The organism is Fuerstiella marisgermanici (assembly GCF_001983935.1).
Classification (GTDB): Bacteria; Planctomycetota; Planctomycetia; order Planctomycetales; family Planctomycetaceae; genus Fuerstiella; species Fuerstiella marisgermanici.
This window is the reverse complement of the sequence record NZ_CP017641.1, coordinates 4,517,928-4,544,676: the sequence shown is the minus strand read 5'-3', so window position 1 is coordinate 4,544,676 and position 26,749 is coordinate 4,517,928. Positions and strand designations below refer to the sequence as shown.

The following is a 26,749-nucleotide window of genomic DNA, read 5'->3' as shown; positions in this document are numbered from 1 at the left end:
GGCAAAAAAGTTGAGTGTTTCTAGGGGAGCCCGTTTTCGGCGCCCCTTTTTTTGTGCGCTGCAAATGGCGGCCCACAGGCAGAGGCTCAGCGGCCGATGCGGTATGGTGATGGGGGGATATGTGTTGGTTGGCCGGTGATCATTTCGGAAATCAGCTTTCCTGTCGCGGTGCCCATGCTCAGGCCCAGCATGTTATGGCCGGCCGCCACCCAAATGTTTTCGTGCTTCGGCGTGCGGTCTATGTACGCGAGGCCGTCCCAGGTCATCGGCCGCCATCCGTACCATTCTTCTTCCACCGGTTCGGCCGTTGGCTCCTTCAGGTACATAGCCGCTCCGTCGCGCAGGTATTGCAGTCGTTCGGGACGAAGCTGAGTATCGTAGCCTGCGAATTCCATTGTGCTGCCGATCCGGTAGCCACTGTCGAATGGTGTGATGCCCACGTGAGCTTCTTCCAGCAGCATGGGATATGTCGGGCAGATTGTCGGACGAGCCATCGTGATGGAATAGCCTTTGCCCGGCTGAATGGGAATGCGACAGCCAAGTTCCTGATTCAGCATTGGTGTGAGCGGGCCGGTCGCGACGACAAATTCGTCCGCTTCGAATTCGCCATTGTTTGTGCGGACGGCTGAAACTTTGCCGTTCGTTTTCACGAAAGACTGAAATTCCTGCTGCGGCACAATAGTGACGCCCGATTCGACCAGGCGACGTTTGATCTCCGACATCAGTCGATCGGGACGCAGATGAGCGTCGTTGCGATAATGCCATGCTCCGGCGAGGCCCGGCTTCAGTGCAGGTTCCATGTCGGCCAGTGAAGCTCCATCGATCCGTTCGGCCGGAACATTGAACTCTGCCCGCAATAGTTTTTCGGTTGCCTCATAGTGATCGAATTCCTTCTGATCACGAAATACGAACAGCAATCCGTTTGTCTGCCATTCGACTTCCAGCCCCTCCGTTTCGATGAGTTCCTGGTAGAGTGTTCGCGAAGATGCCAGCAAGGCGTTTCTGCCTCGTCCGGCGGTTAGCATGTCGCGACGATTGCACCGCGTGGCGAACTTCAGCAGCCACGCCCACAGCGAAGGCGAAACTCGCGGACGAATCTTCAAGGCCCCATTGCGGCTGAACATTGCCTTCAGGCCAACGCTGATCTGTCCGGGCTGTGGTAACGGCAGCACGTGGCTTGGCGACACGTATCCGCAGTTTCCATGCGAGCACCCCGCGCCAAATTCATTGCGGTCGATGATAGTGACCTTTCGGCCAGCCTTGTGCAGATACCATCCGCAAAAAGCACCGATGACTCCGCCGCCGATGATGAGTGTATGCTTTTCTGAGGAAGTCATTTGCTGCCGCTCGTGTCCATGCGGATTCCCATTCGAAATGGGTCGGACGGATTCAAAATTAATGTCGTTTCGCCAGTGATCCAGGCCGACCCGGTGATTGTGGGACTCACGACCGGCCCATCGGCATCTGGAAAATCGTTCGCACTGTTAACCACTTCAAAGCGCCCGTCGAACACGCTGCCGATGATACTTTCCTGCTTCCATGTTGCTCCCGCTGCCAGTTTTCCGTCCGCCGCCAGGCAGGCCAGCTTCGCGCTGGTGCCGGTGCCACAGGGAGAACGATCATAGGCACCGCCCGGGCAAAGCACAAAGTTGCGGCTGTCGGCAGTGCGGGCGTTGGAAGGTGGCCCAAACAGTTCAATATGGTCGATCACTTCGCCGTCGGGACCGGTGATGCCGTCACGCTCCAAAGCTGCGCGAATTCGAAGCGCGAATTCCGTGAGTGCTCCGCAGGCATCGCTGCTCAGATTCTTGCCGTGATCGGCGACCAGGAAGAACCAGTTGCCGCCCCATGCGATATCGCCCGTCACGGTACCATGCCCTTCAACCTGAACGGGCACCTGTTTTCGAAACCGCCATGACGGCACGTTTTGCACCATCACACGATGCTCGTCCAGCAGGTTCACGGTCACAACGCCGACAGGAGTTTCGATACGATGCTGCCCCGCGGTGATCCTGCCCATGTGAGCCAGCGTAACCACCAGACCGATCATCCCGTGGCCGCACATGCTGAGGTAGCCAGCGTTGTTGAAGAAAATAACTCCCGCCACGCAGCTGGCATCCGTGGGCGTACACAGTAAGCCGCCAACCAGAACATCAGAACCACGGGGTTCCAGAATGATCCCGGTTCGTACATCGTCGAATTCGTTCCGAAACCGGTTGCGACGATCCGCCAGTGATCCGTTTCCCAGTGGCGGGCCACCGTCGACAACAATTCGAGTCGGTTCGCCGCCGGTGTGTGAATCAATGACACGGATTTCACGGGATGATTGAGACGCCAATATTGCTTCCTCGCTGCGCCAAGCAGGAAAAACGATCACGCAACGCCGGCGAATTAGCCACCGGCTGTCACCTCGTTGACCCAGTCTAGGTACCCCTGAGCCCCCGCAACAATTGCGGTCGCCAAAATTTCCGGCTGATCGTACGAATGCACGTCCCGAATCGCGGATTCCACAGCATCAAACAGATCCGCACGCGTCTTCGCCACGCACATCCATTCCGTCGCTTGTTCCAGTTGGCCCTGCCATCGATAGCGGCTTTTGATTGGCCCGGAAATCTGCACGCACGCAGCAAGCTCTTGTGCCAGCAGCGCATCGGCAATCCGCCCCGCTTCTTCTTCTGAGCTCGCCGTCGTATGAACCTGAATCAGATTCGTCATCGCGTTCATCCTCATTCGCTAAGCATCGCTGCTGTCAAAATGGCTTCGACCATGCCCGACGCGTCTGCCGGTGTTGCGGGGTTCCATGCTCGGTCGAATGCCGTCCCGTGAGTTGGACTTGTGCGGACGATTGGCAGGCCCAGAGTAATGTTCACAGCCGAATCGAAGCCGATCAGTTTGACCGGGATGTGCCCCTGGTCATGGTACATCGCAACCACGCCGTCAAATTCGCCAAGGAAGGCTCGCCGCATGAGCGTGTCGACTGGCAGCGGACCGGCCACTCTTATATTCCGATACCGAAACTGCCGGACGGCCGGTTCAATGATCCTCGCTTCTTCATCGCCGAACAGCCCATCTTCGCCGCCGTGAGGGTTCAGCGCGCAGACTCCGATCGCTTTGCGTTCACAGCCCATTCGCCCCAGAAATTCGTCCATCAAGCGAATTTTTTCCACAATCCCCTCGGTCGTCAGCAGCCTCGGAATGCTCTTCACCGATGTATGCAACGTCACATGAATGACGGGTAGCCCCGTCGGGCGATTGGCGTGGTGAGCGGGTGACGTTTGGTTGGCGGAATCGCCGGCGTTGTTTTTGATGGTCGTCGTAGACACTGGTTCTGGACGGTTTGGCAAGAGAGATGAAGTGTCGGCGTGAGCGTGGGGTGGCGTTGCCATTATCTGCCGTAGCGGGGCCAGCTTTGATTCGGGAAGGTACAGCATCATGCCGAATTCGGCGACGCCGCACTGTTCGGCCAGAATTTCTGTGTGACCAGGGAAATGATGCCCTGCCGCGTGCAAAGCCGCTTTGTTTAGAGGGGCGGTCGCGATCGCATCGACGACGCCAGACTGCGCCAGAGTGATGGCTGCACTCAAATATTGAAAAGCGGCATCACCGGCGGCCGCTGAGATGACGCGGGCTTGAACGGTTGCTGCTGCGTCTCCCGCCGGATTCAGGCATACAAAACGCGGCGTTTCCGACGATTCGAAACCTTCGAATCGCTGCCGTAGCTCTTCGGCACTGGCCGGCACCGCGTCAAGCAGATCGATCTTAGGGATTCGGTTCGGCGTGAAAACAGTTGCCGCTCGCAGCAGGATCTCCGGATGACAGATCACGAGGGGAAGACAGGCCGATCGGACGGTCGGGCTGTTGACTGCGTGAAGCAGAATCTCAGGCCCGATCCCGGCAACGTCACCAGCAGTCAGGGCAATTATGGGACGTGGCATAAGTGATGCAGTGATACTAAAACGATTGCGTATTGAAGGCCAAAGTTGGGGCAGCTGCTGAATCGTATCGGATTCCACCGGCAAATTCTGCCGGACGCTGAGGCTCCACAATTGCGAGACCGACAATGGGTTGGTCGCGGGGGTGCTCGTCCGCATGCCACGCAAATACTGGCTGCAAATGCTTTGCCCTCGTGCATGCCTCAAGCAACGGCAAACGCCGGACCATGCCGATTCTGTCGCAGTGGCTGCGTTATCTGCCGGAGATGCGAGAACCCACGAAACGAAGTCGTTGATCCGTAGTCTGGTTTGCCCGTCCCGTATTGCAGCCGGTCGCCGAAGCGGTTTACTGTCCTCCTGGATTCTCCAATCCACAACCGGAACAACCAGTCGACCAGTTGCCAATCGGGCCGCAGACCTCTCACTTTCTGCGGTGGCAACAGAATGGCCGCATGTTTACGTCACATGCCAAATTCGCGATCGACTGACGTTCCCCCCTCCTCTCTCAAAACCTCGGGAACTCAGGCTGTCATTCTGTTACCGGCGCTCTGTCGTGTCGCCGGAACACGCTTTGACTGCGGAGTGCAATGGCATTCGCCATGAAACGAAAATTGTCGTTCGACTCAACAGTACGAAACGTAGATCCTCGACGAATTCTGCTGCCGACGCTGTGTCTGGTGGTCGTCATGTCGGGGATATCGGGCTGCGCGAGTAGTCTGTTGAACATGGCGGGATCGAACGCGATTGGATCGAAGTTTGCCAGTTTGGTTGGCAAAGACAAGAAGTCGTCCGTAGAAAAAGAAGACGACAACGATTTTGATACCTCGACGAAAATCGAGACGCCACTGTTAAGTGACTACATCAGCGTCACCGGCAACAATGTTGTGGTGCTGCGAGGTGTGGGATTGGTTACCGGGCTGGATGGTACCGGCGGCGATCCGCCTCCGTCTCACTATCGTAAAGAATTGCTGGACGAGATGGCTCGCATCAAGGTGCCTAATCCCCAGCAAGTCCTCGCGTCCCGCAATACGGCACTTGTGACTGTGATTGCCTACTTGCCAGCGATGGTTCGCGAAGGCCAGCGATTTGATGTTCGAGTCGCTTTGCCGCCGAACAGCGAAGCGACCAGTCTGAAGGGCGGCACGCTGCTGGAAACTCGGCTGACTGAAGAAGCCACCGTCAGCGGACGCAACCTGAAAGGCCACAAATACGGGATCGCTCAGGGAGCCATCCTGACAGCACTCGGCGACGGCGGGAAAGCCAATAGTGGAATGTTGCGTCGAGGCTCCATTCCGGGCGGTGCCGTCTCATCAACAGAACGTGACCTGGAAATCATTCTGCGAAACGAATTCCGTGGCTCAAAAACGTCGCATCAAATTGCGAGCGTGATCTCTCGCCGACTGCATCACTACAACCGCATTGGCCAGCGAATTCCAATGGCTGAAGCCAAGACGGACATGATGATTGAACTGAAAGTTCATCCCATCTATCGAAACAACTTTCCTCGCTATCAGCACATGATTCGCAGCATCGCATACAAAGAATCCGATGTGTCTCGCCGACTGCGAATCGAACAACTGTCTCGCGAAATTCTGGAGCCGCAAAGCGCCAAGCGTGCGGCATTGGCTCTGGAAGCCGTTGGTACCGACAGCATTCCGTTCCTGCAGGCCGCACTCACCAGCGACAATCTGGAAGTCCGGTTCCATGCGGCTCAGGCCCTAGCGTACATGGAAGACAGCAGCGGTGTTTCAGTACTGCAGGAAGCGGCCGAAGGAGAATCAGCGTTCCGAGTTTACGCTCTGGCCGCGTTGTCCGTGATCGACGACGCCGACGCAGTGATCGCGCTGCGGGAGCTGATGTCGTCCGAAAATCTGGAAACACGTTACGGAGCTGTGCGAGCTCTGAAAGAGAAAAATCCCCACGATCCGGCCCTTGGAACTCAGAACTTCCCGCGTCAGTTTGTCCTGCATGCGGTCGAATCGACATCGAAACCAGCTGTGCACGTGGTTCGCTACCGATCGCCTGAAGTTGTCGTCTTTGGATCTCAACAGACACTGCGAATGCCGGCCGTCCTGAACGCCGGAAATCGGATTCGAGTGATGGGCCGCGCCGGAGACAAAACGGTGACTGTCACGAAGTATCGACTGAATGCAGAACCAGAACGGCACACGGCGTCTACGAACCTGGTCGACATTTTGCACGCTGTCGCAGCACTGGGAGCCACCTATCCGGACGTCGTGCAGATGTTGCTGGAAGCCGACGACCAGAAAGTGCTCACCGGCGACTTTGGCGTTGACCGCCTGCCTCAGGCCGGTCGCACGTTCCAGCGGCAATCAAACAACTCGTTGGAGTCGTCTGAAAAGGAAGCTCGCCTCGGAACACCATCGCATACCCCCGGTTTGTTCGATCGGCTAGAAGATGCTGAACAGCGATCCAGCGAAGAATCCGATTCCGCCATGTCTCGCCTGTTTGACGCGAACAGTGAGGAACTCGATGAGCCTGAGAAAACGACACAGGCGGACGAACTGCTCGAAAATGTCGAAGGCTTCCTTTCTGAAGATGCCGATGACGCGATCGAAAAAATGAACCTGTCGGAAGAGGCCGTGCCTATGGAAGTCTTGAATGATTTAGAAGATAACTTCGAATTTGAAGAAACCGATTTCAAAGAACCCATCGGATCAAAAATGCGGCGTCTATTTACCTCACCATTTAATAAGAAGAGTGAGGGTTAGGCCAGGGGCACATCGATGTGTGTGATGGCTTCGAAACCATCGCCTCCTTTCTCCATTCCTCCCTTCTTCGATTTAGCTCCCTATGCTTAAGTCGCTCGAACTCTTTGGCTTCAAGAGTTTTGCCGACAAAACCGTTTTCGAATTCCACGATGGCATCACTGGTGTCGTGGGGCCGAACGGTAGCGGCAAGAGCAACGTCGTAGACTCAATTAAGTGGCTGCTGGGCGACCAGAGCGCCAAAAGCCTGCGTGGCAAGGAGATGACGGATGTCATCTTTAATGGTTCCACCAGCCGCGGTGGAGCTCAGTTTGCTGAAGCGACACTGACCTTCGACAATACCACGCGCTATCTGCCCGTCGACAGCGACGAAGTTTCCATTGGCCGACGGTTGTGGAAAACGGGCGATTCCGAGTACCTCATCAATCGTAATCCGGGCCGACTGAAAGATGTTCGCGAACTTCTGATGGGCACGGGCGCCGGTGCGGCGTCTTACTGTATTATCGAACAGGGCCGAGTCGACCAGATTCTGCAATCGAATGCGGCCAACCGTCGGCTGATCTTCGAAGAAGCGGCGGGCATCAGTCGTTTTAAGCAACGCAAGGTCGAAGCCGAACGGCGGTTGGAACGAGTAGAACAAAACTTGTTGCGGCTGACCGACATCGTGGACGAAGTGGATTCGCAGGTAAAAAGCATTCGCAGCCAGGCCAAGCGAGCGATGCAGTTTCGCGAAGTGTCGACTGAGCTGGAGAAGCTGTGGGTCGGCATGGTGGCCGACGATTTTCGCCGTCAATCGATGGTCCGCGAACGCCTGAACGCTCAAAAAGAGGCGGCCGCCGCCACACTCACGGAAACACGCGAACGGCAGCAGCAAGCGGAACTGCAACTGGCCGAAGCTGACAAAGCTTTGTCTGCCGTTGACGACGAACTGCGAGAAGCCGAACGCAGTCGAGCCGAATTGCGTAGCCGTATTTCCAGCCTGGAAACCACGCTGCGGCATCATGTGGCGCGCGAATCAGAACTGAATTCCGAAGCCGTTCGTCTGCAACGGCAGCAGGCATTGATGGATGGCCGCGTTTCGGAAGCGGAAAAAGAAGAAGGGCACCTGAAGAACGTTCTGACGCTGGAAGAAAAACGATTTGCAGAGCGTAAATCCGAGCAGGAAACTAACGTCCAGCGGTTGCAGGAACTGCACGCGGCCGTCGATGCGGCTCAGCTGGCCATTCAGGAAACTCGACACGAACTGGTGTCCGAAAGCAAAGTCAGCACAGAGCTGGCAACGGACATCGGCGGACTCCGGCACCAACAGCAATCATTAAAACAGCGTCGCCACGAACTCACGCATGCCAAAGAAACGCTGGCTCAGGAACTGGCGGCGTTAGAACAACAGGTGACGGGATTCCAGCAGCAGGTCGAAGCTGCGCGACAACAGGTCACACTAGCCGAGGAAGCAGCCGACAAGGTCATTGGTGATCGCGATCAGCTGTTGAACGAACAAACGCAGTCACGAGAATCGCTGGCTGACTTGCGTGAACAACGCAGCGCCGCGATGGCTCGGAAAACGGTACTGGAAGATCTGGAAGACCGGCAGGAAGGCTTCGGCATCGGAGCTCGCGAAATTCTGCGCCGTGCGGAAGAAGGCAGCAGCGAACCGTGGAGTTTGATTCGCGGGAGCGTCGCCGACCTGCTGGACGTCGACATGGACAACGCAGCATTGCTGGAAGTGGCGTTGTCTGGCCGAGCTCAGTTGCTGGTCATTGACCGCTTCGCTCCGCTGGTGAACTATATCAATTCGGGGCGCTGTCAGATCACCGGGCGGGTCGGCTTCGTTTCTCTGGAACATGCGGATGCCGTCGGGCCTCGAACCCCTCAATCGTCCGAACCGATCGATGCAGAAGACAGCATCGACCAGAAACGCGGCGCGGATAAGTCGTGGCACGGGGATCTCGGGCTGGGCATGTTCGACGACGACTGGCTGGGTGGCGACCTTGAATCCTCCGTCGGCGACGAATTTGTACCGCAACTGAAAGTCGCATGGGTCGACGAAAATGGCGAGATCCCAATCGTGCGCTCTGTCTTTGCGGATCGCAGCACGGAAATCGTGAGTCTTGTCGGGAAGCCTGGTGTGCTTGGGCGAGCCGACAGTTTGGCTCGATCACCCAAACACATTCCGTCGCTGGCGGCTCAATTACTGGCAGACACATGGGTGGTGCGATCATTGGATGACGGCCTGCGACTGCAGCAGGAATTCGGTCCCGATTATCGCTTTGTCACGCTGCAGGGCGAACTGGTCGAAAAAGACCGCACTCTGTTTACAGGCACCGTCCGCAGTGAATCCGCCGTCGTGTCTCGTAAAAGCGAACTGCGTCGGCTGAAGAATGAACTGAACAGAATTGAGCACCTGATTTCGGAACGCGACCTGCGATTGCGGACGCTTGTCGCGTCAATCGAAATGGCAGACACAGAATTGCAGGCCAGCCGTGAGGCCGTTGAACAGCAACTGGTCATTCTGCGAAACGAACAACAGCAGTTGGCCGAAGTTCAACAGACGTTCGCCAGCAGCCGCAAGAATGATGAGATTCTAAGCGGCCAGTTGGAATCGATGACTGCCAACATCGATGAGTTGACGGAACAATTGACGGCCAAAGAGACGCAACAGCAGCAAGCTGACCAACTGGTCAAAGACCTGCAACAGGAAATTGACGAAGCTGAACGGAGCCTGCTGCAGGACCGCCAGCAGATAGACCTTCTGGAAAAAAGTCGCACCGAAGCGAATTTGGAACTCACGCGATCCGAGGAACGCCTGCTGGGAATCCGCGACGCGATCCAACGCTTGGAAGACGACCTGGAACAACGCCGCCTGCAACAGCAGGAAGCGTCGCGTCGTCTGTTGATCGGTGTCGAACGGCTTGGCGAGCTGAATCTTGGCCGATTGAATGTGGCCGCCGAGATCGCGGAAATGCTGGTCTACGACGATCAACTCACGTCTGAAATCATGCGCCGCAGCAACGCTCGCAACCTGCTGAGATCACGCCGACAGGAAGCGACATCAGCAGAACAGCAGGCACGGCAGATCTGTCGCCAGCACGAAAAGCAGTTTCATGAAATTGAACTGAAGGTCAGCAGTATCGACCATCAGTTGGAAACGTCGGCCGAACGAATTCAGGACGAATTTCAAATCACCGTCGAAGAAGCGGTTGAAGCTGGCCGTTCGGCTGTCGCCGTTTCACTGACGGAAGAGGCCATCGCAGAAGCCGGCGGCGGGCAGACAGCACGTGCATCAGACGACGACGATTCGGATGACGACGTCTCAGATGCAGAAGAAAGTGCGGTCGACGAAGCACATGATCTGGAAATCGAATACGAAGTCACAGTCGACGATCCGCAGGCTCAACAGATTTTGCGTGACGACGAGCGTTACGACGCACTGCGTGAGACAGTGGACGCGCGAGTCGGCAAGCTGCGGAGGCAGTTGAAGAAGCTTGGCAACGTCGGCACCGACAGCCTGGACAACCTGAACGAGCTGGAAACACGCTTCGAACGCCTGCATTCACAATTGAAAGACCTCGAAGCGGCCCGAGACACCCTGCGAGACATGGTGCGGCAGATCAATGTCGAAAGCCGGCGTATGTTTGAAGAATCGTTCGCGTGCATTCGTGAACACTTTCGCGAACTGTTCCGTCGGCTGTTCGGCGGCGGTGAAGCAGACGTCATTCTGGAAGACCCGGAAGACGTGCTGGACTGTTCGATCGACGTCGTGGCTCGCCCGCCCGGAAAAGAGCTGCGTAGTATCTCACTATTAAGTGGTGGCGAAAAAACGATGACGGCCGTGGCGCTGTTGCTGTCGATCTTCAAGAGCCGCCCGAGTCCGTTCTGTATCCTTGACGAAGTCGACGCCGCTTTGGACGACGCGAACATCGGCCGCTTTGTCGGTGTCCTGAAAGACTTCCGCGCGGAAACTCAGTTCATCATGATCACCCATCGAAAGCCAACAATGGCGGTCACGGACGTTCTCTACGGCGTGACGATGGAAGAAAGTGGCATCTCAAAACGGCTTGTCGTACGATTCGAAGAGATCGATGAGAAGGGCAACTTCGTGCCACGGGATGACCGACAAAGCCGAGCTGCGTAGGGTTTGCATCGCGGCCGGTTGGAACGTAGATCGACGATAAGTATTGAAACAACACGGCTGGAGTGCGAATGTCGCCACTCCAGCGAATCTCGCTGACTTGTGGCCGCGGATCAAGCGTTTCGGACGATGAAGGCTGTCTCCCACGAGCCCGAACTGTCAACAACAATAGGGAAACTGCTCTAACCGCCAAGACCGACGAAGAAGTTGGACTCATTCTCGGCCCCATGCTCGGGGCATGGGAACCGCTTCCGCTGCAGGAGATTGTGAAGTCTGCGAATCCGCCCACGACTTCAACAAACGGCTGTGTGGTGTCAACCTTGTCGATTTGCGCGTTTCTGGCCGTCACTGTTGCAGCTATCGCATCGGGCGTTTATTTCAAGAGCGTTGTTGTGGGCTTCGTTGTGGCGTTTGGGCTGGCGATTCCAATCACTATGCTGGCCGCGCGGTTCAGCCGGATCGCCCATCTTCGGACCCGACTCGGCGTTTTCGAACGGGGGATGCGGTGTGGCCGTTCCGTTATTCGGTTCGACGAGTTGAAGGTGACTACGTTCGGAGCTCCCAGGACATTCGCTGAACGCTAAATGCCGACACCACGAAGCGGCCAAAAATCCATTGAAAAGTCAGGAGCGCGCGAGGCAAGTGAAAGAATTGAATGCAGCCGAAGAATCGCTCTCACGATGGTGATGAATAACGGGAAGCATGTCGTCTGGCTTTCATTTCATGCGATGTACCCTCAGCAGGCAATCACGGAATTCTTCGAGCTCCTTGACCAGCACGCTCATGCACAGCTAAGAGGCCTGGATCTGACGGAGGCTGAACGTCGCCGCGTCGAAGATCTCTGAACGCAACACTGGACAAGTGATCAAGTGCTGCGAGTTTTCCCTCTACGACGCTATTGTGTCATGGCCAGCGGTCGATCTGCTGATTGCTTCAGCACGTATTGCCGCTCCGGGAGTTTTGTCGGGATGAACGGCGAAACGAATGGCCGAATTGAGCGCCGCAAGCTCTGGTATGCCCTGCCTCAGAGCGTCACGGCACAGCGGCGGCGACAAATCGCAATTATTTTTGCGACTGACCTGCAACGGCTGTTCTGGTCAGGCAATTTGCGGTGACTCTGCCGGTCGCGACTTCTGACGACGATGGCAGCGACTAACCGGCGGTGAACTGTACCTTCTGACCCGCAACTGCGTGTTGTGTGGAAGATAGGCAAGGCCTTCAGGTGTTGGGTTTGGTGCAGGTGGTGCTTCAGGATCAGGCGGCAGGTCGGGTGCGTCTGTTAAGAAGGTTAAAGTCGTCCCTATCCGCGTGACGAAATTAAGCTCAGGCGAAAGTCACCTGTTGTGGCAACAAGCGACCCGATGCTTGTTGCAGGGAGGCCAGGAAACACGACCGGCTCGTTCGCCAAGGGGGGATTGAAGAATTCGACCGTGCAGAAGGGATTCTGCCAGTGTGTACGCACATCCGGTTTTCCGGGCGTGAGTGCCTCGTTCTCTGATGTCCTTCCGCCCCAATGTGCCATGTGATGGTACAGGGCTGCCCGCACGCAGCTCGCATTGGACCCCTGTCACTTCCCCGACCCGTAACCTGATTGCGGTCACACGACGTATTGATTGTTCGGATTTATTCGAGTGGTCTTCCGTAATCGGACAGTAGGGGGTGACGATCCGGTATCTCAGGATGGGATTCCGGGTTGTGAAGTGAGAATTGATTGGAGAGCCCGCCCATGAAAACGATCTTCACTACTGGACAGGTAGCTAAGATCTGTAAAGTTGCCCCGCGAACGGTCTCGAAGTGGTTCGACTCCGGACGACTTCGCGGCTATCGAATTCCTGGCTCACAGGACCGACGCATTCCACGCGAACATTTGATTCGCTTCCTTAAGGAACATGGAATGCCTCTCGGTGAGTTGGAAGACGAAGCGATGGGTAAGATATTGTTAGTTGGATCAGACGGCATGACTCGATCGAGTCTTGACGAAATGATGGCTAATGATGACTTTAAGATCGACACTGCTTCCAGTGGATTTGAAGCCGGCATCCAGGCAGAGTCTGTTCACCCCGATTGCGTGGTGATTGACTTTGTTATGGGCCGCGAAGAAGCCCTGATGATTGCTCAGAACCTGAAAAAGAACGGTGAATACGAAGAAACCGTTCTGATTGGACTTTTGAGTGATGAAGACAATGCGTCCGGTTTCGACCGTACGGTCTTTAATGAGACGTTTCGTAAGCCGTTCGACTCAGCATTGCTGGCCGAACGAATTCGAACGCTTGTTAATCGCAGAAAGCAGTTGGCCTAGCCAGCTGATTTGGAACAGCATCGCTTGCGGTGCTGAACCTGAAATATGCCATCGGATGGTTCGCTCTGAAAAGAACGAACTTTCGATGGCATTTTTTTATGCGCGCATGGGGCGTGTCACGGTTTATGCAGCACAGCCCATGCTCTGTTCCGTTATTATCTGAGCGGCAAGATGCCAGCCGCCTGTGGAACGAAAAGCCCGCGGCCAGCGCCTTGCGGCTCACGAGTTCCTGCGCAAATTTCGAATTCCGGGACTGCGCCTAGGCTCAGCGTGCGAGCGCGGTAAGATAGTCGCCCGAAAGTTGGCTTTCGTCATCAGCGCGGCTTCCTGTCTCCAAATTCTGCAGTTCCCAGCCCGCCTCAACAGAAAACCGTATCCGTGAAACTAATCTGCGAATGAACTGGCGGCTCATTCTTTCCGGCACTCAATCATTCGCGTGGACGCTGGCCGTCTTTGCCGCGATCGTGCTGGCTGTCGCGCTGTTTGCTGTGTTGCGGAAGTACGAAGCCAGGCTGGTATCACCCGCTGTCGGCCGGACTCTGCTTTGCCTGCGGATTCTCGTCCTGTTTTTATTACTGATTACTCTACTGCAGCCCGTGCTTACGAAGACGTGGGACGAAGATCGTCGAGCTCGGCTCGTCATCGGCTTCGACGTTTCCGAAAGCATGGAAACCGCCGACCGCCACGCCGCTCCGGCAGAAATGCTGAGATGGGCTCAGGCATTGGGAATGCTGGGCAACGACGCTACCGCAGGACTGCTTGACGAATGGATTTCCGCGTACGATTCCGGACAGCAACCAGACTGGGGCAACGGAGACGCGGACCTCGGCAACATTCGGCACCGCCACGTGGAAGGCGTTTTTTCGGAATTGGGAGCGATGAGTCGCACGGAATTCGTGCGCCGGTTGTTGCTGTCAAAGCCGAATGACCTTCTGCCAAAGTTGAAAGAACAACTCGAAACAGACCTGCAGGTCTTCGGCACCGATCAGCAACGCGTTGCTGGTGAGCAGTTGCAGGAGCTGCTGGATTCTGATCGCAAAGAACTGCGGCCCGGCGGGACGGACGCCATCGGCCTGCTGGCCAACAGCATCGCTCAACAGGACGGCCGCCAGGTGCAGGGGATCGTGCTGTTCACCGATGGTCGGCAAACCGTGACGGCCGATACGGCGACAGAAGCCGCACGGCTGAAAAGTATGGGAGTTCCCGTCTACTGCGTGCCGATCGGTTCTGCGTTGTCGCCCCGCGATCTTTCCATCGCATCCGTGCAGGTTCCTCAAAGCGTTTTTCTCAATGATAACGCTCAGGTTCAAGCCACGATTGCGGCCAGTGGTTTTGCGGGCGACGACGTGACGGTCAGTCTGCTGAAAGATGGTGACGCCGTCGACCAGAAAACCGTTACCGTGGCGGCGGATTCATTTGACGTCGAATTTGCAATTCCCACTGAACAGGCTGGTAACCACGAATACACAATCGCCACCGACATACGTCGCGGAGAAATTCGCGAAGATAATAACTCACGCGACTTCACCATGGCCGTGGTCGACAGCAAAGCGAAAGTGCTGCTGGTCGAAGGCGACGCGCGGTGGGAATTTCGCTACTTGATGAGTGCTCTTGAACGCGACAAGCGAATCGAACTGTCGACGATATTATTCCGCCAGCCATTCCTTCAATTGCTGAACCGGCCTTTCCTGGACAACCAACTGCCGGAAGCCGTAGAACTAAAGCAGAAACTTTCCGACACCGATATGCTGATTGTCGGTGATGTGAATCCAACCGACCTTCCAGAAACGTTTTGGCAGGCGGTCGAGCAAGCCGTTGCAGACGAAAGTTTGACGCTGATGGTCTTACCCGGCCGCCGCTTCATGCCGCATAGTTATCAGTCGGCCACGCTGCAACGATTGTTGCCCGTCAGCGACGCCAAACAACAGCTCGCGGAACGCATTCGACGCACGTTGCCCGATGAACTGCCGACCGAGTTTCGGCTGCAACCGACAGCGCAGGCCAGTGATCTAACGCTGTTTGATTTTAGCGATCCCAACAGCAACGAAAACCAAACGACACTCGCCACCCTGCCCGGCCATCCGTGGGCCTACGTTGGAATTCCCAAACCAGTGGCGTCTGTCTGGGCGGCCGTTGATATCGAAGGTATGAATCTTGACGCTCGAGACATGGCAACCGTGGTGCATCAATACTACGGATTCGGTCAGGTGGTGTGGTCCGGCATAGACAGCACATGGCGCTGGCGTCGGCGAGCGGGCGATCGTTGGCATCATCAGTTTTGGGGGCAGGTGGTCCGCTGGGCGGCTCGCAACAAATCGGCGGCGGGCAACGATCAGGTGCGGATGACTCTATCCGACGTCATCATCGATGAGTCCGAAGGCGTCGACATTTCAGTCCGCTGGAATCCAAACGTTGCGGCGCAGCTTCAGGATGCTTTGATTGAAGTGACGGTCGAATCACTCGACGACGCACCTGCTTCACCGAACGCTGAGGCGTCGGCATCTCAGCGGCCGAGAACTCTGCAGCTGTCGCCCATGCCGTCGACTCCCGAACGATATCACGGTCGGCTGGCTGAGCTGGAAGCAGGCAGCTATCGAGTCAAGTTGAAGGTCAGCAATGCGCGGTTCAAATTGGACGAATCGATTGAATCTGAATTGGTCGTGCAGCGGCGCTTGTCTACGGAATTGGCGAATATCAGTTGCAACCGAGACTTCCTGCAGCAACTTGCGACAGCCACAGGCGGACGCATGCTTGAGCCGTGGCAACTGCAGGAACTACCCGACCTGCTGCGTCCTGACGACATGCCAGCCAACGTCGTGCAGGAAAAAACTCTGTGGGATCACTGGTCGATCCTGCTTCTGTTTTTCGCGCTGCTGATGACCGAATGGGTGATTCGCAAGCTGAACGGATTGCCATGATGGGTGTACCAGTAAGGCGCAAATGCAAGGCATTCGATTGCAGGTTTCTTCGTCACTCCGCACGCTGTAGTTTTGCGATCTCCCACAGCAAAATCGACGTGTCAGCATAGCTTGTCGCCAGGAAACGTCCGTCGGGGCTGAGTGCCATCTTCTGAACGTCCATACTGGCAGCTCTGCGAATCGGTTGGCGGGACTTCGTGTCCCAGATGTTGACAATTGACCGCTTATCGGTGCCGTGTTCACTGCTACAAACGGCCAGCCATTGCCCATCATGCGACGCGCTGAGTTGGGTGACAGTGCCCGAAAGTTCTTTCTGATCCAAGGGGGTCTGTCCGCTGAATGGGTGCCACTGCAACATGCTGTCAACAACCGATTCTTCCCGAACTATTACTCCCGGCCGACGCGCGTTGAGGGCAAACTCACGAGACTTGTTCGAACTTCCGACCAGCATCTCTGCGTCGGGCAGAAGGACACCATGTCGAATTTTCGGCCGTTCCGGAAGGAATTTGCCCTGTTCCTTACCCGTCTGTAAATCGTAAACGAACAGGCCCGCTGTCGTACGAAGGAAAAGTCGCTCTGACTTGCGGTCGAAGCAGCATTCGTAGCTGGACTTGTACGGAATGGAGAGTGAAGACAGCGGGGTTTCGTCGCCCACCGTCCAGCGTCGGATCTTGTCGTCGCTGCCGTAAGATCGAAGTTGCTTCCCGTTTTGTGAAAACGCCAGTTCTGTAATCGTAACGCCGCCGCCCGTGCCGTGGCCCGGCAGCGTTTTTACCAAATCGCCGGTGTCGCTGTGCAATACGCGAATCACGTTGTCCTGGCCGCACGATGCCACCAGTTTGCTGTCCGGTGAAAACGCCAACGCCAGCACGGAAGACGTTCCTCGCGGTGGCTGCTTGTGTTGGCACTTCGCGATGATGCTTCCAGAGTTGACGTCCCAAACGTTCACCGTCCCTGCCACGTCGCCTGATGCCAGCAACTTTCCGTCGTCGCTGAATTCCATGACGGCGGGTACCGCACGATGTCCTGGAATTCGATCACTGACGCGTTCCTTCGATGCGACATCCCACACGACAAACGGAGTCTCATCCCCTGCCGCGACCAGTAGCGTGCCATCGTCCGACATCGCCACCACGCTCGGTGCCACCGTCTCAGCTTCGAAGCAATCGACTTGCTCAGCGGTGTCGACGTCGAACACATCGATACATTTTTCGAACAGGTTGGGGACGTAAAGCCGTTTATCATTCGGCGAGAAACAAAGGCTGTCGCGATGGCTCGAATCTCTTGCCGTCGTGATTTCGCCCATGATGGACTGAGTTGTCAGACTAAACAGCTGCACGTGTGTGTCGGAGGAATTCGCGATGGCCAACAGAGTGCTGTCGTGAGAAAACCGCAGTGAATCGACGGGGTGTCTACCGAGTTCCTGGATCAGTTTGGGGGGCGCGTTGGAGTTCGCGTATTCCCACAGCACGACGCCTTTTCGAGTCGCAAACGCAATCCAGCGACCATCCGCCGACCAGTCGATACACCGAATGCCCGCTCCTGCGATCTTCGACTGCGTTGTGATCTCACCGGTGCTGACGTCTCGCATCGTCAGATGGCCGAGACTCGTGACGGTCACCACCAACTTCCCGTCGGGTGAGCACGCCATGCGCCGAGTCCTGATGCTGGGCGGTTCGTTCCACTTGAATGCGATCCCGCCGTTGCCGCGGCGCATGCGAAAGTCGACTGCGTGCGTGCCATCCACCAGATCGGGCCGTCTTGTCAGAATCGCAATTTTACCGTCGCGGGTGGCACTCAGAAGGGACCGTCCAATGGCTCCGGGAGCCGCTTTCCTGAGAGGGCGGCCAGTCAGGGCGTCGAAAATCTGCGGTCCGTGAGTTTCTGAGCAGATGACGATCTGGTTGCTCTTTGCCACAAAGTGAAGCTGTTTCCCGCGGCCGGGATGCCGGTAATGAGTCGTCCCCAGCCGCTGAACGGCTCCTCGCGGCAGACGCACCAATTCCCCGTCCGCCGCTTCACCTGGCCTGACTGCGAAGGACAACAGCAACGCCAGGACCAGCAGAATAACGGTTGTAATGCGGGATTCGCGACGGGCAGGCGGTTTTCTGCAGGCGAGCCGCAGCGGGAGTTGCTGAAGGTCAGTCTGCTGTCGGACCACCCACAAAGTGCCGCGATTCGGGCTACGTGAACTGGTTCGTCCGTCGTCTGTCACGAGAGCAGTTCTCCTTTTGCCGTGGACGGTTCGGGCTCGCGAGAAACAGCCTTCATTGTCCGAAACGCCTGTTCTGCGGCCACAAGTCAGCGAGATTCGCTGTAAGTCTAAGGGTTTCATGGCGTTATTGTTGATGCTGTGAGCGTAACCGATTAGCATCCGCATTGTTCCAGCCAGGCAAGCGAGCGACTAGTGACGCACGAAATTATCGGCATTCAGATCATTAGCATCTGCGACATTATTGTCAGCAGCGAAGTCTGACTTGCCTGAGGAACACAGAATCGAACTTTTCCAAGCCCTCAGGTTTCCTGAGGGCTTTTTTGTTGAACTTTTGCACGTCCTGCAACGCGGGACACCTCAAGTTACATAATCTCAATTCAACCACGGACACACAGAGTTCACGGAGAAAGTCAGTCTGGCTTCTTCAGCGTTCTCCGTGCCGCCGCGGTAAATTTGACGGCCCCGGAATCATTATCATGTCCCGCATTCAGCTCTACGACACAACTTTACGCGATGGATCTCAAGGAGAAGGCGTCAACTTCTCATTGCAGGACAAGTTGATGATCGCCACCAAACTGGACAACCTGGGCTTCGACTACATCGAAGGCGGCTACCCGCTGTCCAATCCCAAGGACGAAGAATTCTTTAAACGAGCGGCCGACATGGACTGGAAGCATGCCAAAGTCTGCGCCTTCGGGATGACTCGCCGCAAAGAAATCGATGCCAGCGACGATATCGGCATGCAGGCGCTGGTCAACAGTAAGGCCCCCGTCGTCACGATTGTCGGCAAGACGTGGGACCTGCACGTGAATGAAGTGCTGCGAGTTTCCCTCGAAGAGAACCTCGCCATGATTCGTGATTCGATCGCCTACGTGAAATCCGAAGGCCGCGAAGTCATTTACGACGCTGAGCACTGCTTTGATGGTTGGCACGCCAACCCGGACTACGCGATGCAGACGTGGAAGGCGGCCGCCGAAGCCGGGGCCGACATGATCTGCATGTGTGACACCAATGGCGGCACATTGCCCGAACAAATCGCAGCCGGTGTCTCCGCGCTGCAGAAAGAACTGGGCGTTGCAGTGGGCATTCACTGTCACAACGACAGCGAACTGGCTGTGGCGAATTCGCTTGCCGGAGTCAATGCCGGCGCGGTCCAGGTGCAGGGGACGATAAATGGTATTGGCGAACGCTGTGGCAACGTCGATTTGATTTCCATGGCCGCCAACCTTGCGTTGAAGATGCATTACGACGTGCTGGTCGATGGCGGCATCAAGCGGCTGACTGAATTGTCCCGCTATGTCTATGAAATGGCCAACATGAACTTCCGCAACGGCCAACCCTTCGTCGGCAATAGTGCGTTTGCTCATAAGGGAGGCATGCATGTTCATGCTGTGAATCGGATCGCTCACAGCTATGAACACATCACACCGGAATCAGTGGGGAATGCGCGGCGAGTACTCGTTAGCGAACTTTCCGGCCGATCCAACATCATGGCGAAGACCACGAAGTTTCGTTTGGAAGAGGACGGCGTTTTGCAAACAAAGATTCTCACTGCTGTGCAGGATCTGGAGAACGACGGCTATCAGTTTGAAGCGGCTGAAGCGTCGTTCGACTTGCTGGTGATGAAACAGGCCGGCACCTATCAGCAGGCTTTCGAACTCGACCATTACCGAGTCAACGTCGAAAACCAGTCGCGTGAGCCGGTGACAGACGCGGTCATCAAACTCACCGTCGACAACGAAGTGCAGTTGGTCGTGGGCGAAGGCGACGGACCGGTGAACGCACTGGACTCAGCGCTGAGAAAGGCGCTGACGTCATCGTACCCTGGCTTGTCGGAAATGACGCTGGTGGACTACAAAGTGCGAGTCATCAACAGCACCGAAGGCACCGCGGCCAGGGTGCGAGTCGTCATTGAAAGCAAAGACAAAACCGACGTGTGGAGTACCGTCGGCGTCAGCGAAAACATCATCGAAGCCAGCTGGATCGCGCTGGTGGATGCGTTTGAATACAAGATTCACAAAGACCGAGGTGCTGTTGGGGACGTTTAGTTCACCACGGAGTCACGGAGAACACGGAGGGAAGCTCAGTGATTCAGCACGAAGAGCTTACATTCAACATCCGCGCAGCAGCGACGGAGGTTCATATAGGACTCGGACCAGGTCTGCTTGAATCAGCGTATGAAGAGTGTCTTTGTTATGAGTTGTCTCAGAGGAATCTGGCGTTCGAGCGGCAACTTACGCTTCCTGAGAGCTACAAGAACCTCAAGTTAAATTGCGGCTACCGACTCGATCTTGTGGTTGAAAAAACATGTGTTGTGGAGCTGAAGGCAGTCGCGGGAATTTCAAAGGTGTTTAAGGCGCAACTTCTGACATACATGAAATTGGGCCAATTCCCTGTCGGCCTGCTTATCAACTTCAACGTTCCATTATTAAAGGATGGCATCGTTCGCTTGGTTCTGTAGCTCTCAAAGTTCGCTATCGCCCAGACGTTCTCCGTGCCCTCCGTGACTCCGTGGTTTAAAAATGACAGTCGAACTCCCTAAAGCCTACGAACCATCCGCCGCTCAAGCCCGTTGGGTTTCTGAATGGGAATCGCGTGGTTACTGCAATGCCGATCCTCAAACGGATCGTGAATCGCACACCATCATGATTCCGCTTCCCAACGTCACCGGGGCTTTGCACATGGGGCATTGCCTGAATGGCACTGTGCAGGATCTGTTGACGCGCTGGCGACGGATGCAGGGGCGTGAGGCGTTGTGGATGCCGGGCACCGACCACGCCGGCATTGCGACTCAGGCGGTTGTTGAACGCCGCATGCTGGAAGAGGAAGGCCTCACGCGCCGCGACATCGGCCGTGATGCGTTGGTCGAGCGCATCTGGAAGTGGAAAGACGAATACGAAGTTCGCATTCTGAATCAGCTGAAACAGATCGGAGCAAGCTGCGACTGGCGGCGAGTTCGGTTCACTCTGGATGACGTCTGCAGCAAAGCCGTGCGGCGGACGTTCTTCAAGATGTTCTGCGACGGGTACATTTTTCGAGGCAAGCGGCTGGTTAACTGGGACCCTCACCTGCAGACCGCCGTGGCCGATGATGAAGTCTTTACGGAAGACGTCGATGGACACTTTTGGACGTTCAACTACCCGGTGGTTGACGACGACGGCCAACCGACCGGTCAGAAGATCAAGTACAGCACCACTCGCCCGGAAACCATGCTAGGCGATACCGCCGTGTGCGTGCATCCGACCGACGAACGCTACACGGATCTCGTCGGTAAGTTTGTTCAGATTCCCGTCAATGGTCGCCTGATCCCGATCATCGCGGATGCGCTGTTGGCAGATAAAGAACTGGGCACCGGTGCCGTGAAGGTCACTCCGGCCCACGACCCCAACGACTACGCCTGCGGTCTGCGCAATGATCTGGAAATGATCAACATCCTCAACCCGGACGGCACGATCAACGAAGAAGGCGGTGAGTTTCAGGGACTCACCATGGCTGAAGCGCGCAAGGCGGTCGTCGCAAAAATGGACGAACTCGGCCACCTGGAAGGCGTCGAAGACCGCAAGATCCCCAAGAAGTTCAGTGACCGCAGTAAGACAGAAATCGAACCGTACCTGAGTGACCAATGGTTCGTGAAGATGGACGAACTGGCTCAGTCAGCCATGGACGCCGTCAGCGACAAGCGTGTGCGCATCTTTCCTCAGCGCTACACCAAAACATACATGGATTGGCTGGGTGAAAAACGAGACTGGTGCATTAGCCGGCAGCTATGGTGGGGGCATCGGATTCCTATTTGGAGTCGTGTGCTGCAGCTTTCGGAAGACCCCGAATCTCAGCAATATGACAAGTACCAAGCTGAGTTTGCGCTCACGGCTGCGCTTGCGCCCTCACCAACACCAGAACCGCCATTCACGGAATGGGCGTTTCATTCGGAACCAGTAAATTCTGACTCTTCAGCGACTGCCGCTCGACACCTTTTCCTGAATGATCAGCAAGTTGACGGTGTCTCGTACGTTTCGCTCCCGTCCGACGATGGGAAGGAAATTCTAGTTCTCGCATGCGTCGACGCTGATCGTGAAGGGCTGGAGGAACGCCTGAGTGCCAACGGCTTCGAGCAGGACCCCGATGTCCTCGACACATGGTTCAGTTCGGCCCTCTGGCCCCATGCAACTCTTGGCTGGCCCGACACCGAAAACAACCCGCCGTTGCAAAGCGGAGAGCGGAAAGCGGAAAGCGGAAGTCCCGAATCCCGAAAACCGAAAACCGAAAACTCCTCCAACGCCGTCCTCGACTACTTCTACCCCGGCTCTGTCCTCGTCACATCCCGAGATATCATCACGCTGTGGGTGGCTCGTATGGTTCTGACGGGCCTGTACAACATGGGCGATGTTCCGTTTCAGCACGTGTACATCCATCCGAAGATTTTGGACGGCCTTGGGCAGACGATGTCCAAGTCCAAAGGCAACGGCGTCGACCCGCTTGAGCTGATCGAGAAGTACGGCACCGATGCGGTGAGGTTCACCATCGCGTCGCTGTGCGGAGAAACTCAGGACGTGCGGCTGCCGGTTGGCTACGAGTGCCCTCATTGCGAAGCCATCACACCTCAAACGGCGAAGCACCAAAAAATGGCACCGCGCGGAGGTGAAACTCCTTCGATCAAGTGCAAAGGCTGTAAGAAGAGTTTTCAGTTTCCGAGTCCCTGGTTCACGCCGGACGAAGGCGCGCCGGTGGCTCGCATTGTGAGCGAGCGATTTGAATTCGGTCGCAACTTCTGCAACAAGCTGTGGAATGCGTCGCGGTTTGCCTTCATGAACCTGGAAGGCTACACACCCGGCGAAATCGATCCGGCGGATCTGCAAACGGAAGACAAGTGGATTCTGTCTCGCCTGGCCACAACGGCACAAGCGGTGACGACCATGCTGGAACGTTACCAGTTCGACAAGGCGACTCACACGATCCGCGACTTCACCTGGAACGAATTCTGCGACTGGTACGTGGAAATGGTGAAGCCGCGTTTGAAGGACGATGCCGCCCGCCCGGTAGCTCAGCGGATGCTGGTGGTTGTGATCGACAACCTGCTGAAGCTGCTGCACCCGTTTGCTCCGTTCATCACGGAAGAACTGTGGCAAAAGCTAAACGAACTGGCTCCGGTACGCGGATTGGCTGAACAAACGGAAGCGGCCGAAAGCGTGATGATCGCCTCATGGCCCGACCTGCCTGGCGACCTGATCAGCGAAGAACTGGAATCTCGCTTCGAACGTCTGCAGGAAATCATCGTGGCGGTTCGCAACATTCGCGGTCAATATAAGATCAGCCCCAAAGAACCTCTCAAACTGTTCATGAAGTGTGCCCCGGAAGTGGCTGATCAGATGCAGGCCGTGGCTGACCAGTTCGATAACCTGGCTCGCACAATGCTGGAAGCAGCAGGGCTGGATATCACTCCGCCCGCTGGAGCTGCCAGTTTCAGCCTGAAGGATGCGGACGGCTACATTCCGCTGGATGGGCTTGTTGATACGTCGGCTGAAAAAGCGAAGCTGCAGAAACAGGCGGATGAACTGGAAAACCAGATCGCCGGCAGCGAAAAGAAACTCAGCAATCCCAGCTTCGTCGACAAAGCACCGGACCATGTGGTGGAAGCTTTCCGCAAGACGTTGGCCGAGCGACAGGCTCAGCTGGAAAGCGTGAAGCGGCTGATTGACGAGATGGGTTAAGGCAGGTAGCTTCTGCGACAACAGCGGAAGCTCCGGACGGTTGCGGGCCGTCTTCCGTAATCGCCATCTGCGCGGCTCATCAGGCCGAGTGTGATGGCCACGTAGCCGTCATCGCTCCGCGTGACGAGCGGCGCAGAACGGAATTCCTCATGACAAATCGTTTCGCCACGATTGAGTCCGGTTTGGAGTCGCGGGCACCCTGTGACGCCAGATCCTGTCAGCGAGCCGTTTCCAGTAGCTTTGCGTAGACCTCGCGAGCCTTCCGGTATTCGGCTAGCGCCTCGTCTGTCAACACGTCGGTGCTTCGTTTGATTTCGGCATCGATCTGCTGCACAAAAAACTCCACGCGATCAGCGCGAGGGCGTAGCGGCTGGTTCTGGACATCGACGTAGACCGGGTTCGTGTGGGCGAAGCTGACTTTGCCGTTTGGCAGGTCTTCGAAGCACCGTAACGCGACCCAGCCACTGCCGGTCACTTTGACCTGCTCGGCGATGTTATAGGTGTAAACGCCGTCGGAAGACTTCTGCGGTTGGGCATCAAGTTTCTGAGCGACCTCACCGTTGCGGATCAATTCAATCGATGCCAGCGGATGCAGGCTTTCGATTGTGCCGGTCACTTTGATCTCATTCGAAGCGGGTGTCTTTGCCCATGTCGTGCCGGGCAGTTGGTCGTTAAACCGGACATCCAGCAGTGGTCCCTGCGTGACGAAGCTGCGGCCCGCGTTCAGGTTTTGCATCCATTGCTCGTACGTGAAATCGTCACAGTGGACGTACACTCGCCCGTGCCCCAGCGGCACGGGATGCACGCCGGATGCTGTGCCGGCAGTGACTCGCATGCGGAAGCCGCAGTTCAATAGTGTGTAATAAGTCTCCAGTCCGAAATGTGTCCAGCCCAGTTCCGTAAAGCCGCCGCTGTCGCGTTCGATTTCGGGCCAGTTCGGTGGAGCGTTTTCTGCGGTCCATTGCCGAAAGCCAAATTCGGTCCGCCAGTGATGGTTGTTCGATAGTTCAAACAGGTCGACGTTCATCACGGGAATGATCATTAGCGACCAGTTCCACGAATGCTTGTCCAGATCCAGGATCGCTCCCTGCCGTCGAGCTTCTTCGGCAATCGACAGAACCGGCGGAGTGGGCAGGTTAAGCGGCGTTTTGTGGTTCAGTACGAAGACGGCGCCCAGCGTGTGCCACTTTTTGTCGATGGTGAAGATTTCGTATTCCGTATTGATTGGGTAGATCACATGAGTGTCGTCGACCAGGTGTGGCTGAGCGTCCAATGTGGGGCCGCTGGTAGACGGGATTTCCTGGCTGTCGCGCACCCAGTAGTTCAATGGAAGAGCGACATTCAAATCTTCGGCCAACACCACGTTTGGCAACTCATTCATCGTGCGATGCACATGAGTGTCGCCGGAATACCAGCCGCGCTTGGTCATGTTGGCAAACCGCTTCACCTTTAGCTTTATGTTGACTCGGTCTTCACCCTCGTAAACATCGATCAGCGTTTCAGCGGGGATGAATTCCTTCCCGTGTTCTGCTCGCACGCGGTAATGCCCTGGCGGAAGCTGCAGCTGAAAACCGTCGGCGGACAACGTCGTGTGTCTTTCGATGCTTTTGGACTGGCCCTTTTGTTTGTTGTATTCCACTGCGGATCCAGCAACAGCCGTTGAGGATGCGAAGTGCCATTCATCGCTGTCGATATTCTGAACGTACAAGCGACAGGGAATGCCCTTCCCGTTGTCTGCATCGACAACCTTGCCAACCACGTTACCGGTCACATGATGCAGCGGATGCTTTCGCCAGCCGGTTGCTTCGATGCGGGCTAATTCTGCATCGATGTCAGTGCCCTGATAAAAGGAAAACCAGCCTCGCAGCCATTTGGTCTGGCCCGGCGGACAGTCTTCGAACTTCGGATCGGAATGCAGACACGGACACTTGTCGTTGCCCCACGCTCGATGCACCGGATCCCATGCGCTGATGATCCACTTTGTTGCATCAGGCGATTTCGCCACGGCGTATCCGTTGATGAACTGCTTGTTGTCGTTTGACTGCTGATCAAATCCTTCCACGCCCTTCAGCATCACACAGTTTTGCACGCGAAGATCGGAAAGTGGTTGATCTGTTCCGTTCTTTAGCCACATCTTCATCCGCACATGATCCTTTAGCGGGATCACTTTCGTGCCGAATTCGATGCCGTTGGGAAGTTTCCGTTCCATCACGAAGTTGCCATCCGACAAGACCGTCCATTCCTGCTGCGGCAAGTCGATTCCCTGCTTTGTCCAGACCGTGTCGATGTGTGTGTGAGCCAGATAGGTGAGCCCCAGGTTCGACCAGATGGCTTCGGGAACATCCATCACGGCATAGCTGTGGTCATCCCACGGGCAGAACACGCTAAGCTTCGTTTCACGCTGCGGCTCGACGGCTCCATCGAGAAAACCGATCCTCGGATGACGGCCGCCAGGATAAGGCAGGACAAAAAGCTTTTCGGCGGGACGTTTCGGTTTGGTCGCGTCGCTGATATTGAACCGCTTCAGCTTTGCGGCGATTTCCGCTGAGCTTAGACCGGTCACCTGCTGCATCTCATCAACCGTGTAGCCGTGATGCCACGCCATGTTCTGCAGCCACGGTTTAAGTTCGTCGTCGTTGGTGGCGCGACGGACCTGGCCGTCAAACGCGACGGCTGACGCAGGACTGAAGCAGAAAAGAGCGCAGGCGAACGTCAGGGCGAGGCGTAGCATGGAAACGGTCCAGACAGGGCGAAAATGTGACGACTCGCATTTTGCCACAAGCCGGCGGCTAACTCTAGCTTCCGCAAACTCGGGGTAG

General features: G+C 56.3%; 14 protein-coding genes. 8 read left to right on the top strand and 6 right to left on the bottom strand.

The annotated features are described in order from the left end of the window. Window positions 1-86 precede the first annotated feature (86 nt). From Fuma_RS16940 to Fuma_RS16925, 4 genes are read right to left on the bottom strand one after another with little or no spacing between them, the layout of a single operon-like run. The gene (locus Fuma_RS16940) at window positions 87-1,337 is read right to left on the bottom strand and encodes an NAD(P)/FAD-dependent oxidoreductase (RefSeq protein WP_077025168.1); all 1,251 of its coding nucleotides are present in this window, start codon (window positions 1,335-1,337) and stop codon (window positions 87-89) included. Next, window positions 1,334-2,338, bottom strand: a complete 1,005-nt coding sequence (locus Fuma_RS16935; protein WP_077028360.1) for a proline racemase family protein — start codon at window positions 2,336-2,338, stop codon at window positions 1,334-1,336. Before Fuma_RS16935 ends, Fuma_RS16940 begins: the two co-directional genes overlap by 4 nt. Window positions 2,339-2,391: 53 nt before the next feature. Beyond that, the gene (gene cutA, locus Fuma_RS16930; protein ID WP_077028359.1) at window positions 2,392-2,715 is read right to left on the bottom strand and encodes a divalent-cation tolerance protein CutA; all 324 of its coding nucleotides are present in this window, start codon (window positions 2,713-2,715) and stop codon (window positions 2,392-2,394) included. Window positions 2,716-2,726: 11 nt separating this feature from the next. Continuing rightward, window positions 2,727-3,935, bottom strand: a complete 1,209-nt coding sequence (locus Fuma_RS16925) for a PdxA family dehydrogenase (protein WP_077025167.1) — start codon at window positions 3,933-3,935, stop codon at window positions 2,727-2,729. A gap of 596 nt (window positions 3,936-4,531) precedes the next feature. On the opposite strand from Fuma_RS16925, the gene Fuma_RS16920 reads away from it, so the two are divergent. The 5 genes from Fuma_RS16920 to Fuma_RS16895 all read left to right on the top strand — a co-directional run bounded on the left by Fuma_RS16920 (window position 4,532) and on the right by Fuma_RS16895 (window position 16,007). Continuing rightward, on the top strand, window positions 4,532-6,664 hold the full coding sequence (locus Fuma_RS16920; protein ID WP_158521038.1) for a flagellar basal body P-ring protein FlgI: 2,133 nt from the start codon (window positions 4,532-4,534) through the stop codon (window positions 6,662-6,664). Window positions 6,665-6,746: 82 nt separating this feature from the next. Further along, entirely contained in the window at window positions 6,747-10,793 is a 4,047-nt protein-coding gene (locus tag Fuma_RS16915) for an AAA family ATPase (RefSeq protein ID WP_077025165.1), read from the top strand. A gap of 677 nt (window positions 10,794-11,470) precedes the next feature. Further along, window positions 11,471-11,635, top strand: a complete 165-nt coding sequence (locus Fuma_RS35320) for a hypothetical protein (RefSeq protein WP_158521037.1) — start codon at window positions 11,471-11,473, stop codon at window positions 11,633-11,635. A gap of 881 nt (window positions 11,636-12,516) precedes the next feature. Then, window positions 12,517-13,089 (top strand): helix-turn-helix domain-containing protein, encoded by a 573-nt coding sequence (locus tag Fuma_RS16900; protein ID WP_077025162.1) that lies wholly within the window; start codon window positions 12,517-12,519, stop codon window positions 13,087-13,089. Between the two features lie 395 nt (window positions 13,090-13,484). Beyond that, window positions 13,485-16,007 carry a VWA domain-containing protein gene (locus tag Fuma_RS16895; protein WP_077025161.1) on the top strand — a complete coding sequence of 841 codons (2,523 nt, stop codon included), beginning with the start codon at window positions 13,485-13,487 and terminating at the stop codon, window positions 16,005-16,007. Window positions 16,008-16,059: 52 nt separating this feature from the next. On the opposite strand, the gene Fuma_RS16890 is transcribed toward Fuma_RS16895, so the two are convergent. Beyond that, window positions 16,060-18,222 (bottom strand): WD40 repeat domain-containing protein, encoded by a 2,163-nt coding sequence (locus tag Fuma_RS16890; protein ID WP_077025160.1) that lies wholly within the window; start codon window positions 18,220-18,222, stop codon window positions 16,060-16,062. Between the two features lie 476 nt (window positions 18,223-18,698). Here Fuma_RS16890 and cimA point away from each other — a divergent pair, with 476 nt between their 5' ends. From cimA to Fuma_RS16875, 3 genes are all read left to right on the top strand, one after another. After that, complete coding sequence (gene cimA, locus Fuma_RS16885; RefSeq protein ID WP_077025159.1) at window positions 18,699-20,270, top strand: citramalate synthase; 1,572 nt, start codon at window positions 18,699-18,701, stop codon at window positions 20,268-20,270. Window positions 20,271-20,308: 38 nt separating this feature from the next. After that, window positions 20,309-20,683 (top strand): GxxExxY protein, encoded by a 375-nt coding sequence (locus tag Fuma_RS16880; RefSeq protein WP_229360677.1) that lies wholly within the window; start codon window positions 20,309-20,311, stop codon window positions 20,681-20,683. 61 nt (window positions 20,684-20,744) lie between these two features. Continuing rightward, window positions 20,745-23,930: a valine--tRNA ligase gene (locus Fuma_RS16875; RefSeq protein WP_077025158.1), complete on the top strand. Its 3,186-nt coding sequence runs from the start codon at window positions 20,745-20,747 to the stop codon at window positions 23,928-23,930. Between the two features lie 217 nt (window positions 23,931-24,147). Here Fuma_RS16875 and Fuma_RS16870 read toward each other — a convergent pair whose 3' ends face one another. Beyond that, window positions 24,148-26,661 carry a CehA/McbA family metallohydrolase gene (locus Fuma_RS16870; RefSeq protein WP_077025157.1) on the bottom strand — a complete coding sequence of 838 codons (2,514 nt, stop codon included), beginning with the start codon at window positions 26,659-26,661 and terminating at the stop codon, window positions 24,148-24,150. Between the last annotated feature and the right edge of the window lie 88 nt (window positions 26,662-26,749).